Here is a 14,280-nt window from a genome sequence, read left to right as displayed (position 1 = left end):
CATGAATGCTAAAATTTTAGAAATTAATGATGTCACCGTCAGTTTTGATGGATTCAAAGCCCTCAATCACTTAACATTTAGTATGGATGTGGGGGAATTGCGAGTAATTATTGGCCCCAATGGAGCGGGTAAAACTACTTTTTTGGATGTGATTACCGGAAAAGTTCAACCCACGAGCGGACAGGTATTTTTTAAAGGGCGTAATTTAAAAAAAATGCCCGAATATCAAATTGCTTGTTTTGGAGTTGGGCGGAAATTTCAAACCCCTAGAATTTATCTAAATTTAACAGTTAGAGATAATTTAGGTTTAGCTTGTAACCGCAATAAAAATGTATTTCCCACCCTATTTCAACGGACTACAGGGCCAGAAATTAGAAACGTTGCGGGACTTTTAGATACAATTGGGTTAATTGCTAAAGCCGATTTTCCGGCGGCGTTACTGTCTCACGGGGAAAAACAACGGTTAGAAATTGGGATGTTAGTAGCACAATCTCCCGATTTATTATTAGTAGATGAACCCGTGGCGGGACTTACGGATGAAGAAACGGAAAATGTGGGTAATTTGCTGTTAGCATTAGCAGAAAGTCACTCGATTATTGTGATTGAACATGATATGGAATTTGTCCGACAAATTGCCAGAACTGTGACGGTTTTACATCAAGGTTCGGTATTATGTCAAGGAGATATGGATGAAGTTCAAAATGACCCCAGGGTGATTGAGGTTTATTTGGGTAAACAAGAGGAGGATTAATACCCCCCAACCCCCCTTGGTAAGCGGGGGCTATGACTAAGAGTTAAGATAATAGAAAATTTTAATTTTAATTATTAGGAGAATTTCAAAATGATCGGAAGAACAGAAGGAGCAGTTATGGAATCTGTAGCACCGCCAGATATTATGTTAAGAGTGTCTGGATTGAATGTTTATTATGGGGAAAGTCATATTTTACGCGATGTAGATTTAAACGTTTCCCCCGGACAAATGGTATGTTTAATTGGGCGGAATGGCGTGGGAAAAACCACTTTATTAAAAAGTATTATGGGGTTACTCAAACCCAAAACTGGAGAGATTTATTTCAAAGGTCAACCCATTAATAAAGTTTCAACGGATAAACGGGCTAGATTAGGTATTGGTTATGTTCCCCAAGGACGAGAAGTTATTCCCAGGGTGACAGTGAAAGAAAATCTATTATTAGGGTTAGAAGCATTAGCCCAAAGACCGAAAGGAAAACCAGAAATTCCTGATGAAATTTTTGAATTATTCCCAGTTTTAAAAACTATGTTATCCCGCATGGGAGGAGATTTAAGTGGCGGACAACAACAACAGTTAGCTATTGCTAGGGCGTTAATGGGAAAACCGCAATTATTAGTTTTAGATGAACCCACAGAAGGGATTCAACCTTCAATTATTTTAGAGATTGAAGCGGCGGTGCGGGGAATTATTCAAACAACAGGAATATCCGTTTTATTAGTCGAACAACATTTGCATTTTGTTCGTCAAGCTGACCGTTATTATGCTATGCAAAAAGGTGGAATTGTGGCTTCTGGTGCAACAAAAGATTTAAGTCAAGAAGTCATCCAACGATTTTTAGCGGTGTGACTTGTTTCCTAATCTTTATTTCCTAAAAGTTGTTTCACTTTTTACTATGAATACAAATAAGAAATTACTTAGAATTGTATCAATCGGTTTAAGTTTTTGATAGAATAGAAAAGTATAATTCGTAATATCCAATGAGCCAATTATCAGCGATTAATCTTGGTCGTAAAATTCAGTCTCGATGGGTTTGGCGAGGGGTTAATTTGGTATTGTCCCCCGGGATGTGTTTGGGTTTAGTTGGGGCTACAGGAACCGGAAAAACCCTGTTAATGAGGGCTTTAGCAGGTTTAGATCCCATTAATGAAGGCGAAATTAAACTGGGAAATCGGTCTTTAACCCAATGTTATATCCCTCAATATCGTTCTTTAGTTATTTATTTACATCAACGTTCGGTATTATTAGAAGGAACTGTAGAAACAAATTTAAAAAGGATTTATGATCTATCGGTTCATCATCAAAAATATTATAATCCGCAACGGGTAGAAAACTGGTTTTTATATCTGGGGCGATCGCCTGATTTTCTCCAACAATCTACCCAAAATCTATCAGGAGGAGAAACACAATTAGTGGCATTAATTAGAGGATTACAATTAGATCCCTTAGTGTTATTATTAGATGAACCTACCGCATCTTTAGACCCTAAAACCACGCAACAAGTTGAATCTTTAATTCAACGTTGGTTAACTGAAAACCCAGAACGAGCTTGTATTTGGACAAGTCATGATTCTAAACAATTGCATCGGGTAACTCAAGTTCAACAAGAATTAATTTCTGATCAATAATTATATCTCATTCATCCTAAAATGTCTAGTAGTTATATTCCGATTACTGTAGAACAATTAGCCCTATCTGTATTATTCATTGTGATTAATATTGCCTTATCTTTAGGACTAAAATTAGGTCTAGCTCAATCGTTAGTTGTTGCCAGTTTGCGAATGGTGGTGCAGTTATTGTTAATTGGATATGTATTAAATTGGCTATTTGCCTTATCCCAACCCCTTCCGGTTATTGCTTTAGCAATGATCATGACAACAATTGCGGGAATTTCTGGTGTTAATCGAACTTCTCGGAGGTTCGCTGGAATTTATTGGAGAAGTTTATTATCAGTTTTTATATCATCATTTTTGATTACTAATTTAACCACCTTGGGAATTATTCAAGTGCAACCTTGGTATGATCCGCAATATTTTATTCCTTTATTGGGAATGGTATTAGGAAATACCCTCACCGGGATTTCTTTAGGATTAGATAGATTCATGGAATCCTTAGTTAATCAACGCCAAAAAATCGAAACCTTATTAGCATTAGGAGCAACCCGTTGGGAAGCAACCCACGAAGAAATTAAAGCCGCAATTAGAACTGGAATGATCCCGATGATTAACTCAATGATGGTAATGGGAATTGTCAGTTTACCCGGCATGATGACGGGTCAAATTTTAGCGGGTGCAAACCCTTTAGATGCGGTGCGTTATCAAATTATTATAATTTTTGCGATCGCCTCAGCCACAGCTTTAGGAACATTAGGAGTGGTATTATTAGCATGGCAATCTTTACTTAATTCTTCCCATCAACTTTGTTTAGATCGGTTAAAAAAATTATAACCCATAACCCTCCTTAAAAAAGAGGGAATAGGGTATAATTAAAGGATAGAATATCGCTAATATTTGATTTCATAACCCGCGCAGGCGGGTTTTGTCTGTGTAGCGATAGATTTTAATCTATCGGAATCTGTAGAAATCTGTCGAAATCTGTCGAAAACTAAAACAAGAAATAACGCTGCGCCATTGGTAAAACCTCCGCAGGTTCACAGGTTAATAATTGCCCGTCTGCTTTGACCTGATAGGTTTCAGGATCAACCTCAATTTCTGGCAAGGCATCATTTAATTTCATGTCCGCTTTACTAATATTTCGAGTACCAGAAACCGCAACACATTGTTTTTTTAACCCTAATTGTTCGGGAATTTTGGCATCTAAAGCCGCTTGAGACATAAAGGTTAAAGAAGTAGATGAAATTGCTTTTCCAAAACTCCCAAACATCGGACGACCATAGACAGGTTGAGGAGTAGGAATACTAGCATTAGCATCCCCCATTTGTGCCCAAGCAATTAACCCGCCTTTAATCACTAATTCCGGTTTCACCCCAAAAAAAGCAGGTTTCCATAAACACAAATCTGCTAATTTTCCTTCAGCAATTGACCCCACATAATCAGAAATTCCATGGGCGATCGCTGGATTAATGGTATACTTAGCAATATAGCGTTTTACCCGAAAATTATCATGGGTTACTTGAGCATTTTCAGGGTCAGTTAATAGCCCCCGTTGTACTTTCATTTTATGGGCTGTTTGCCACGTTCTAATAATAGTTTCTCCCACCCTTCCCATCGCTTGAGAATCAGAAGAAATCATACTAAATGCCCCTAAATCATGCAAAATATCTTCGGCGGCAATAGTTTCTCGACGAATTCGGGACTCAGCAAAAGCCACATCCTCTGGAATATTTCGATCTAAATGATGGCAAACCATCAACATATCTAAATGTTCTTCTAAGGTATTCATCGTATAGGGACGGGTGGGATTTGTAGAAGAAGGTAGGACATTTTTCAGGCTACAAACCTTAATAATATCCGGTGCGTGACCGCCTCCAGCCCCTTCGGTATGGTAAGTATGAATTACCCGATTTTTAAACGCTTCAATCGTTGTTTCTACGAACCCCGATTCATTTAAAGTATCCGTATGAATAGCAACTTGAACATCATATTGATCAGCAATTGTTAAACAAGTATCAATTGTCGCCGGAGTCGTTCCCCAATCTTCATGTAGTTTTAAACCCATCGCCCCCGCCACAATTTGTTCGACTAAACCTTGGGGTTGACTACTATTTCCTTTGCCTAAAAATCCTAAATTCATCGGAAAGGCTTCCGCCGCTTCTAACATCCGATAAATATTCCATGCACCCGGAGTACAAGTGGTGGCATTTGTTCCCGTTGCCGGGCCAGTTCCACCCCCGATCATTGTGGTAATTCCTGATGCAATGGCGGTCTCTATTTGTTGAGGACAAATAAAGTGAATATGGCTATCAATTCCCCCGGCGGTGAGGATCATTCCTTCCCCTGCGATCGCTTCCGTAGAAGGGCCGATAATAATATCAATATTATCTTGAATATAGGGATTTCCCGCCTTCCCAATTTTATAAATTTTTCCATCTTTTATCCCCACATCTGCTTTAACAATCCCCCACCAATCTATAATTAAAGCATTAGTAATCACTAAATCCACCGCCCCATCTGCACGGGAAATTGGAGACTGTCCCATCCCATCTCGAATTACTTTTCCGCCCCCAAATTTCACCTCATCCCCATAATTTGTATAGTCTGTTTCCACTTCAACTATTAACTCCGTATCCGCTAACCGAACGCGATCGCCCACCGTCGGCCCAAAAGTTTCCGCATAAGCCCGCCGATCCATTTTATAACTCATTTTTCACTCCTTCAGTAGTAAGCCCTTCAGGGCTTTCTTCAATCATTTAATTCTACAAGCCCAAGTCAAACTAAAATTATTTTTTCTTCTTCCCCTTGTCTTTTTTATCTTTCTTAACCTTCTCTTTTTTTTCTTGTTTCTCTGCTTCAGATAAATTCAAATTTAACTGACCTTCCACCAACCCATTAAACCCATAAATTTCCAAACTTCCCCCCATCAAAACCAACTCAACTTCCTGTTCATCTCCCGGTTCAAATCTAACCGCAGTTCCCGCCGGAATATTTAACCGCATTCCCTTAGTTTTTTCGCGTTTAAATTTTAAGGCTTCATTAACTTCATAAAAGTGATAATGGGAGCCAATTTGAATCGGGCGATCGCCTGTATTAGCTACTTTGACCTTTAAAGTCGGACGACCAACATTAAGTTCAATTTCACCCTCTTTAACAATCATTTCCCCTGGAATCATGGGTTATTTCCTCTTATAATATTAATATTGCAAATTTGACCATTATTATACAATAATTATATCCCATTTCAAACATCATGCACCCTATAAACTAAACCATCAATATAAATAAACCTTATCCTGTGCGATCGCTTTAAACACAAATAAAGGCTTGAAATAGAGGATATCAAGCCTTTATTTTTATCAATTAGTCTTTTTCATTAGTGGCTGACCAAATCAGTGCTATAAACCATCCGATAATTGTCCATCCTAAAAAGATGTTGAGCAAAAATATCGCGGTTGTATTTCTTTTGGACTTAAACAGAGCAATAATCCAGGGAAGAAAATAAAATACTAAGGAAGCTCCCACAGTTATAAGTTGTTCTGTATCCGTCAGGTTTTCAATGTCGTTCATCAGTCGCTCCCGAAAGAAAAGTTTAAGTTATACTAAAAGCTATAATATATTATTTTTTTTTATAGTCAAGAAGGCTTTTGGAGGGTGCGGCCATGGGAGCGAACGCACTAAAATTTTATTAATTAATAAAAAATGGTGCGAGGAGCAAATTATTAATGATTGGATTTACCAATCAATTAATTGCGCCTTACGCACCAGAAAAACTATTTGATTAATCATACAAAATTGATGGTTAAGTTGTTTGCTTGATCAAGTTATTTGTTAAAACAATTCCCCTTTCTGTTTGATTAAATTCAATAAAATTAGATTTTAATTTTTCCTCTAATTCAACTGGATTAGTAAAAACTTGATGGAAATGACTACTAAAATAAACTATTTCATAATCAGGTACTAATTCCTGATTTAACTGTTTCCATAAATTTAATCCTTCCCATTCAAAACGTTCTACTTCTTCCGGTGTAACTTCAGGAGAATCAGAAGGATCAGCCAAGTTTAATCGAGCTTCAAAAGCATCAGCCCAATGATACAAACGTTGAATGGTTTCTTGAGTTAAAGGTAAAGATTCTGGATCTAAATCACCCACTTGATCAGGTTCATCCCACCATAAAGGATAACATCCATAATCTGTCATTAGTCTAATTTTTTTAGGCATATAATTGAACCTCTATAAAGATTATTTTAGTTTTGTTCTCGGATTTGCCCCTACAATATATCCATTATTCCCTATTGTAACTGCAATATATTTGATTTCACCTTTATGAATAAATTGATAAACTGGACGGGGGTTAACTGTGTCCCTACCTTGGGAACTAACAATGCTACCTTTGGTAATTCCTCCCATAACAACATCAACAATTTCATCTTCATTGATTCCTATTCTAGCAAATTGATCCGCTTTCGCTAAAATATGCTGTAAACCTCGGTTTTCATCTCCGGTTTCTAAGAATACAATTTGATCATCCGTACATTTAGCGATTCTTACAATCTTTTCAGGATTATGCTTGATTCCTTTGGCTTGAAGTTCTGTAATTAAGGCAGATCTTTCCGTTTCATAGTCTGGATTTTGAGTCAAGGGCTTACCTATTATAATGTTAAAATTATAGAACAATATTATCACTGATTAAAAAGCGTACCCAAATTTTATTAATCAAAAAAAATGGTGCGAGGAACAAATTGTTAATGATTGGATTTCCCAATAAATCAATTGCGCCTTACGCACCTTACAAACTATTTGATTAATAATACAGATGGGGACTTTATTTAGACCTTAATCCTCATCCCAATAAGATTGGTTATAACCGAGTTTTGTTGCCGCATCACGTTCATTTTCGGTTAAGTCTTCCCAGTATTTCTCATTAGAATCAGGAGCCTCAGATTCTTCTTCCCAACTGGCTTCATTCCAGCCTAAAGTAGCCCACAAAGCTTGCTCAACATCATTCATATCTGTCCAACTCAAATCATCCCAAGTGTCACCTGGATTCCCTGAAATTTTCCGAATATTTGACATACATTACCTCTTATAAATTATGTCGGAATAACACTAAGTTAACCCAAACTAGCTGAGTACAAAAAGTTGGGGTTGCTTTGATTGAGATTGTAACAAAAAAGGTGGCAATGTCAACCTTAAAATTAAGCTCCTACGGATTCTTTGGCCGCATACATCACTTCTAAGGAAATTTCGTTGAAACCTCGTTCACGGGCGAATTTTTCGGTATTGCGTTTAACTTTACTACGCACAAACCCAGGAATTTTATTCAGTTCGGTTTGAGCTTCTCGCGTCCAATTCAAATCCGAACCCGCCGAAATTCCTTTGGTAATCACTTCTTTAGTATCGTGTCCGCCAAAGATTTCTAAGAGGTGATCTTCCATTCCCAAGGTAAAGGAATTATAGATTAAATCGGTGATTTGATTAGTTCCTTCATAACCCAAAAATGGTTTATAACCAATGGGGAAATTCTGAATATGAATTGGGGAAGCAATCACACCACAGGGAATATCTAAACGTTTCCCAACATGACGTTCCATTTGGGTTCCAAAAATAGCAGAAGGTTCAATTCTGGCAATCATATCTCCGATTTGACCGTTATCTTCACTAATCAGAACTTCATCGCAATATTCACTCACTTGTTCCTTAAACCAATCGCCATCATATTTGCAATAGGTTCCAGCACAAACGACGTGAATTCCCATTTCTCGCGCCAGAATTTTTGTCATTGCGGCGGCGTGGGTATTATCCCCAAACACAACGGCTTTTTTTCCGGTTAAATTCTGACAGTCAATAGAACGGGAAAACCAAGCGGATTGAGACACATACAGGGTTTGATTATCAATATATTCACTATAATCAACATTCGCCCCCTGATCATTAATTACTTGTTGAATTTTGCGAATACAACGGGCGGTTTCAACCACTCCCATCGGCGTAATATCAACTATAGGTGTCCCGAATTCTGTTTCTAAATACTTGGCTGCCATTAACCCTAATTCTCGATAGGGAACCAAGTTAAACCAAGCGCGAGGCAGGTTTTTTAAGTTGTGAACTGATGCTCCTTCAGGAATCACTTCATTAACTTCAATTCCTAAATCTACCATTAACCGTTTTAACTCGGTACAGTCATGATGGTGATGGAAACCGAGGGTAGAGATTCCAATAATATTAACCGAGGGTTTTTCGGTTTTTCCTTCAGGAATATCGCCTTTTTTCTTGGCTTTTTCCAGATAAAATTGAACCACTTGTTGTAATGTCCGGTCAGCAGCTTGCAGTTCATTAAAGCGATAATGATTGACGTCGGCTAACATGACATCGCCTTTAGCATCGAGTTGGGCACGTTCAACAAAATTTTGTAAATCTTCTTGTAAAATACTAGAAGTACAGGTAGGAGTTAATACAATTAAATCGGGATGTTCTTCTCGATCTTTTCTAACAATATTATCAACCACTTTTTCTTGGGAACCCCGGGCTAAAACGTTCCGGTCTACAACACTAGCGGTCACAGGTGTATAGTTCCGTTCCCTTTCTAACATAGACCGCATGACGTTGAAGTAGTCATCTCCTAAAGGGGCGTGCATGATGGCGTGAACATTTTTGAAGGAACTGGCAATTCTTAGGGTGCCAATATGGGCGGGGCCAGCATACATCCAATAAGCTAATTTCATAGCGTGTTTCTCCGTTGATAGGTGATGAGGACAGCTTGTTTTATATTCTCAGAAATTGTGCCAATCGCTAGGAGTATTTATACATAGCGATCGCAATTTAATCTCTATTTTAGAATTCATTTTGACACTAAAACAATGATAACATTGTTTAATTGCAATGATTCTTAAATTTTCAGCCATATTTTGTTAAATTAAATAGAAATGTTAAGTTCAATCCCAAAGACTTGACATATAATTAAAAGTATGATTTGAGTTATTTGCTGTTGAGGTAAAAATGCGAACATCCGAGGATTGGGAATGGTTGGCTGCGAGTTCTGAATATTTAGCTGCGGTTGCTGTCCAAGAGTTATTAAAGGATCAAAAACTAATGGAAGCGGGACAAGGGTTAGCGGTTTTAATTGAATCTATGGGAAAATCCAAGAAATTAGCTTTAAAAAGTCAGTTAACTCGGTTAATGATGCACATTATTAAATGGAAATGTCAACCAGAAAAACGGGCTTCCAGTTGGGAAACTACAATTATTTCCGCCAGGGATGAAATTGCTGATATTCAGGAGGAAGTTCCTAGTTTAAATCGAAATTACTTGGAATCAATTTGGGAAACTTCTGTTAAAAAAGCTGTTAGACAAGCGGAAAGTGAAATGGGAAAGAGATATCAATTAATGGCTTTATCTTGGCAAGAAGTATTTGAAGACGAATATAGTTTATTTGATTATAATTAAGGAGAAGGGGTTTATGTCAACTCAAATGGATTGGAAAGATCTAGCCATGAGTTCTCATTATCTAGTGGCATTAGAAGTTAAAAACTGTTTAAAACAGGGAAATATTATGGAAGCTACGATAGGTTTAGAGGCATTAATTGAAGCAATGGGACGATCTGATAAACGAGCGTTAAGAAGTCAGTTAATTCGGTTAATGGCTCATGTTATTAAGTGGAAATGTCAACCCAAAAAACGGACTTCTAGTTGGTCAACTACAATTTTATCAGCGCGGAATGAAATTGAAGCAATTCAGGAAGATACACCCAGTTTAAACCGAAATACTATTGATTCAATTTGGGATAAATGTTTTGAAAAAGCGGTTAAAGAAGCGGAAACAGAAATGAATCAAAAATGCTCATTAATATCTTTATCTTGGCAAGAAGTATTTGAAGAAAAATATAGTTTATTTGATTCTAATTAAACTTAGAAGTTATTATGGAAACTGGAAAAGATTGGGAATGGTTAGCGGCGAGTTCTGAATATTTAGCGGCGGTTGCCGTTCAAGAGTTATTACAGGAGGAAAAATTTATGGAAGCCGGATCTGGGTTAGCGGTTTTAATTGAATCTATGGGAAAATCCAAGAAATTAGCTTTAAAAAGTCAATTAACCCGGTTAATGATGCACGTTATTAAATGGAAATGCCAACCGGAAAAACGGAGTGGCAGTTGGTCTATTAGTATTCGTTCGGCGCGTCAAGAAATTGCTGATATTCAAGAAGAAGTTCCCAGTTTAAACCAAAATTTTATTGATTCAATTTGGGAACAATGTTTTCAACGGTCACTCAAGGATGCGGAGGATGAAATGGGAAAAAAATGCCCATTAATATCTTTATCTTGGCAAGAGGTATTTGAAGAAAAATACACTTTATTTGATTATTATAATTAAATGTAGTGCAAACGTCCTCGCTCACTGATTTTACAACCCTACTCTAAATATCCACTTGTCTATAATTAAAAATAGTTGTATAATCAGATTATCTCTTGAGTTAAAAACAACTCACTATTTTTATATGATTTTACCGCCATGATTAAAAGAAAACAATTTATCCCGCTATTATTATCAGGAATAACCGGGGCTTTCGTATTAGCCTGTAGTCCCTCTCAACCATCTGGAAATAACACCGCTTCTAATTCCAATTCCACGACAAATACCGTTGAAAATTCTAAAGGAATTCCGATTGGAGTTGTTCTCGCCCAAACCAGTAACGCTGCCTTATTAGGACAAGAACAAGTGATTGGGGCGAAAATGGCTGAACAATATTTTAATCAACAAGGAGGCATAAATGGCACTCCAATTAAATTAGCTCTCCAAGATGGGGGAGGCGATGAACAAGGGGCAATTAATGCCTTTAATACCCTAATTACTCAACAGAAAGTTGTGGGCATTTTAGGCCCTTCTTTATCTCAACAAGCCTTCGCCTCTGACCCCATTGCGGAACGGGCAAAAGTTCCGGTTTTAGGCCCTTCTAATACTGCCAAAGGAGTGCCTCAAATTGGTGATTATATTGCCCGGGTTTCTGCCCCGGTTGCCGTTGTCGCCCCGAATGCGGTAAAAGCGGCATTAAAAATCAATCCTGATATTAAAAAAGTAGCGGTTTTCTACGCTCAAAATGATGCTTTTAGTAAATCAGAAACGGAGACTTTTCAACAAACAGTTAAAGATTTAAACCTAGATTTGGTGACAGTTCAAAAGTTCCAGACCACCGACACGGATTTTCAAAATCAAGCCACCGCAGCGATTAATTTAAACCCAGATTTAATTATTATTTCGGGACTGGCGGCGGATGGAGGAAATTTAATCAAACAGTTACGACAATTGGGTTATCAAGGATTAATTATTGGGGGAAATGGTTTAAATACTTCTAATATTTTTTCCGTCTGTCAAAAAGAATGTGATGGGGTAATTATTGCCCAAGCCTATAGTCCTGAAATTGATAATCCAATTAATAAAACCTTTCGGGAAACCTACGCAGCCCAAAATAAAAAAGAACCCCCGCAATTTACCGCCCAAGCCTTCGCCGGAGTTCAGGTATTTGTTGATGCTTTAAAAGCGGTTGACCAGAAAAATAAACTTGATAGTTTATCCTTAGAACAGCTAAGAGAACAATTAAATCAAGCAATTTTATCAGGAAAATATGAAACGGTTTTAGGCAATATTTCTTTTACCCCCGAAGGTGAAGTGGTGCAAGAAAAGTTTTATGTTGCCCAAATTAAAATGGATGAAACGGGAAAAAATGGTAAGTTTACATATTTAAAATAGAAAAAAACGTTATGGTAAATTAGCGTAAAGGAAAACAGGGTTGAGTATTAAATCCTGAGTTATTATTAACTTCAATGGAACAGGAATACTCTAGTTTTCCGCCCTGGTTTCCTCTATTTCCTGAAATTTCATTCCCCTGACCGCCCAAACTGGCTTTCGCCAGAATATTCCCAGAAACTTGATTATTAATAATTTTAACCTGATTCATTCTATATGGTTGATTATTCGTATCTGCCATAACAAAAATATCAGAACCTAAAATTTGATTATTTTCAATAGTTGCATGATTAATTTCTTGAACTTTATAGAGTCCAATATAAGCATTTCCTTGATTATTTTTAATCATAACATTTTTAACCGTTGTTCCCCCACAACATTCCTGCATTAAAATCCCTTCTCCATCCACACTTAAATATTTTGTATCTCCAATTTTATGTCGATAAACTTGATAGTTATTCCCCTCAATTAAAACATTCCATCCTGAAAAATCAATTCCTCTATTTTCTAAGGTAACTGCCCCCGTTGCTTCTCTAGTACCCGTGGGGTCTGTCCACCATTGTTTATTTGGTTGGTCTTGAATATCATTGTTGACTCAGCATAAATTTACGCTATTAATTTTTGACTAAATCTTCTATATCTTGAATAGATGTGGGTAAACTTTGGGTTAAAATTTCTGTTCCTGTTTCCGTGACTAAGACATCATCTTCTATTCTAATGCCTCGAACATCGGCAAACTGTTCTAAACGTTCCCAATTAACAATATTTTGATATTGTTCTCGATTTTTAGGATCATTTAAAATAGCTGGAACCTGATAAAAACCGGGTTCTATTGTTACTAACATCCTGGGTTTTAAGGGACGATTTAACCGCAGAAAACACCAGCCAAACCGTTGACTTCTCACCCGTCCGTGTTCATATCCAGCTAAATCTCCTAAATCTTCCATGTCATGCACATCTAAGCCTAATAAATGCCCGATTCCATGGGGGAAAAATAAGGCGTGGGCATCCTGTTCTACTAAATCCTCTGGATTTCCTTTTAATATTCCTAAATCGACTAATCCTTCAGCAATTATTATTGCTGCAATTCGATGAATCTCTTGATATTCTATCCCAGGTTTGATAGAATTAATACAGGTATCATGAGCCTTTAAAACCACTTGATAAATATCTCGTTGCGTTGGGGAAAATCTTCCCGAAACCGGCCAAGTTCGGGTAATATCCGCCGCCCATCCCATCGCCGTTTCTGCCCCCACATCAGCTAATAGTAAATCCCCAGATTGTAAGGGATTATGATAGTGTTGATTATGTAAAACTTCTCCCTGTACCGTGACAATACTATTATAGGAACAGGCCATATTATGACTAATAATTACCCCTTCCATAGCCGCGCGAATTTCTGCTTCTAATTGGGCTATTTTTGTTGCTTTCATCCCCTGTTTATGGGCTTGAATACTAACTTCTGCGGCTTGGCGTAACTCCTGTAATGCCTGATCATCATGGGTTAGACGCAAATAAATAATTGCCTGGGTTAATTCTAAATCAATTCCTTCGGGCTCTTTTGCTGATCTTAAAGGACAATTCAATAATTGACGCTGTTCGTTGGCGGTAATCGGATTTTGTACCAGAATAGTTGCCGCATCTTCAAGATGATCAGATAATTCTGATAAGGGATAGGAAAAATCCGCACCGATCATTTCTGCAATCTGATTTCTTGGGGGGATTTCGATATGCCAAAGGGCGCTACCTTCGGGGGAATCATCCATAAATAATTCTAAGCCACCTTCATACAAACGAATCGCTGCATTTTTTAAGGGAAATCCAGCAAAATAAAGAAAATGACTACTAGCACGAAAGGGATAAATATTAGCAGGAAAATTGCGGGAAGATTCACGACCCGACCACAAAATTGCCGGAAAATCAATTAAATAGCCGAGTTTTTGGCGCCGTTGGCGGAGGGTATCAATCAGGAATTGGGAAGAATTAAATAACATAATTTAATCGAAATTTGGGTAATTTTAATTTAAGTGATGCTAGTGTTAGTATCATCTTTATCTAAAGTATAGGGTGTAAATCCTGAACAGCCCACCCTGAATTTTAGAAAAAAATAGGTTAGAATCAAACAGCACAAATTGAGGAGGATGATACCGCCTCAAACTGAAACCAACAAGAACAAG

17 protein-coding genes are annotated in these 14,280 nt (G+C 37.5%); 8 read left to right on the top strand and 9 right to left on the bottom strand.

Annotation, left to right across the window (positions count from 1 at the left end; genetic code table 11):
• The first annotated feature begins 1 nt into the window (after window position 1).
• The 4 genes from urtD to NMG88_RS09280 all read left to right on the top strand — a co-directional run bounded on the left by urtD (window position 2) and on the right by NMG88_RS09280 (window position 3,195).
• The gene (gene urtD, locus NMG88_RS09295) at window positions 2-751 is read left to right on the top strand and encodes an urea ABC transporter ATP-binding protein UrtD (protein WP_026798060.1); all 750 of its coding nucleotides are present in this window, start codon (window positions 2-4) and stop codon (window positions 749-751) included.
• A gap of 144 nt (window positions 752-895) precedes the next feature.
• Window positions 896-1,597, top strand: a complete 702-nt coding sequence (gene urtE, locus NMG88_RS09290; protein WP_214559302.1) for an urea ABC transporter ATP-binding subunit UrtE — start codon at window positions 896-898, stop codon at window positions 1,595-1,597.
• Between the two features lie 131 nt (window positions 1,598-1,728).
• On the top strand, window positions 1,729-2,376 hold the full coding sequence (locus tag NMG88_RS09285; protein WP_042155702.1) for an ABC transporter ATP-binding protein: 648 nt from the start codon (window positions 1,729-1,731) through the stop codon (window positions 2,374-2,376).
• A 21-nt stretch (window positions 2,377-2,397) separates the two neighbouring features.
• The gene (locus NMG88_RS09280; RefSeq protein WP_227351064.1) at window positions 2,398-3,195 is read left to right on the top strand and encodes an ABC transporter permease; all 798 of its coding nucleotides are present in this window, start codon (window positions 2,398-2,400) and stop codon (window positions 3,193-3,195) included.
• Window positions 3,196-3,352: 157 nt separating this feature from the next.
• Here NMG88_RS09280 and ureC read toward each other — a convergent pair whose 3' ends face one another.
• The 7 genes from ureC to bchB form a co-directional block, all read right to left on the bottom strand.
• Window positions 3,353-5,071 carry an urease subunit alpha gene (ureC, locus tag NMG88_RS09275; protein ID WP_254035360.1) on the bottom strand — a complete coding sequence of 573 codons (1,719 nt, stop codon included), beginning with the start codon at window positions 5,069-5,071 and terminating at the stop codon, window positions 3,353-3,355.
• Window positions 5,072-5,147: 76 nt separating this feature from the next.
• Entirely contained in the window at window positions 5,148-5,537 is a 390-nt protein-coding gene (locus tag NMG88_RS09270) for an urease subunit beta (protein WP_026786117.1), read from the bottom strand.
• A 187-nt stretch (window positions 5,538-5,724) separates the two neighbouring features.
• On the bottom strand, window positions 5,725-5,931 hold the full coding sequence (locus tag NMG88_RS09265; protein ID WP_042155713.1) for a superinfection immunity protein: 207 nt from the start codon (window positions 5,929-5,931) through the stop codon (window positions 5,725-5,727).
• A 232-nt stretch (window positions 5,932-6,163) separates the two neighbouring features.
• Window positions 6,164-6,583: a hypothetical protein gene (locus NMG88_RS09260; RefSeq protein ID WP_071782915.1), complete on the bottom strand. Its 420-nt coding sequence runs from the start codon at window positions 6,581-6,583 to the stop codon at window positions 6,164-6,166.
• Between the two features lie 21 nt (window positions 6,584-6,604).
• Window positions 6,605-7,003: a hypothetical protein gene (locus NMG88_RS09255; protein WP_254035359.1), complete on the bottom strand. Its 399-nt coding sequence runs from the start codon at window positions 7,001-7,003 to the stop codon at window positions 6,605-6,607.
• Between the two features lie 195 nt (window positions 7,004-7,198).
• The gene (locus NMG88_RS09250) at window positions 7,199-7,438 is read right to left on the bottom strand and encodes a hypothetical protein (RefSeq protein ID WP_027249668.1); all 240 of its coding nucleotides are present in this window, start codon (window positions 7,436-7,438) and stop codon (window positions 7,199-7,201) included.
• A 122-nt stretch (window positions 7,439-7,560) separates the two neighbouring features.
• Window positions 7,561-9,087, bottom strand: coding sequence for a ferredoxin:protochlorophyllide reductase (ATP-dependent) subunit B (gene bchB / locus NMG88_RS09245; protein ID WP_254035358.1), 1,527 nt, complete (start codon window positions 9,085-9,087; stop codon window positions 7,561-7,563).
• Window positions 9,088-9,361: 274 nt separating this feature from the next.
• Between bchB and NMG88_RS09240 the strand changes: the two genes are divergently transcribed.
• The 4 genes from NMG88_RS09240 (at window position 9,362) to NMG88_RS09225 (ending at window position 12,106) form a co-directional block, all read left to right on the top strand.
• Window positions 9,362-9,808 (top strand): DUF29 domain-containing protein, encoded by a 447-nt coding sequence (locus NMG88_RS09240; protein ID WP_254035357.1) that lies wholly within the window; start codon window positions 9,362-9,364, stop codon window positions 9,806-9,808.
• A gap of 13 nt (window positions 9,809-9,821) precedes the next feature.
• Window positions 9,822-10,268, top strand: a complete 447-nt coding sequence (locus NMG88_RS09235; RefSeq protein ID WP_026786123.1) for a DUF29 domain-containing protein — start codon at window positions 9,822-9,824, stop codon at window positions 10,266-10,268.
• Between the two features lie 14 nt (window positions 10,269-10,282).
• On the top strand, window positions 10,283-10,732 hold the full coding sequence (locus tag NMG88_RS09230; RefSeq protein WP_254035356.1) for a DUF29 domain-containing protein: 450 nt from the start codon (window positions 10,283-10,285) through the stop codon (window positions 10,730-10,732).
• Window positions 10,733-10,870: 138 nt separating this feature from the next.
• Window positions 10,871-12,106, top strand: coding sequence for an ABC transporter substrate-binding protein (locus NMG88_RS09225; protein ID WP_254035355.1), 1,236 nt, complete (start codon window positions 10,871-10,873; stop codon window positions 12,104-12,106).
• Window positions 12,107-12,125: 19 nt separating this feature from the next.
• Here the strand turns inward: NMG88_RS09225 and NMG88_RS09220 are convergent, their stop codons facing one another.
• Together NMG88_RS09220 and NMG88_RS09215 are read right to left on the bottom strand one after the other, a co-directional pair.
• Complete coding sequence (locus tag NMG88_RS09220; RefSeq protein WP_042155729.1) at window positions 12,126-12,512, bottom strand: right-handed parallel beta-helix repeat-containing protein; 387 nt, start codon at window positions 12,510-12,512, stop codon at window positions 12,126-12,128.
• Between the two features lie 205 nt (window positions 12,513-12,717).
• Window positions 12,718-14,100 (bottom strand): aminopeptidase P N-terminal domain-containing protein, encoded by a 1,383-nt coding sequence (locus NMG88_RS09215; protein WP_375295654.1) that lies wholly within the window; start codon window positions 14,098-14,100, stop codon window positions 12,718-12,720.
• Between the last annotated feature and the right edge of the window lie 180 nt (window positions 14,101-14,280).

Origin of the sequence: Planktothrix agardhii (assembly GCF_904830935.1) — a bacterium.
Taxonomy (GTDB): Bacteria; Cyanobacteriota; Cyanobacteriia; order Cyanobacteriales; family Microcoleaceae; genus Planktothrix; species Planktothrix agardhii.
This window is presented reverse-complemented; position numbering and strand designations above follow the sequence as displayed.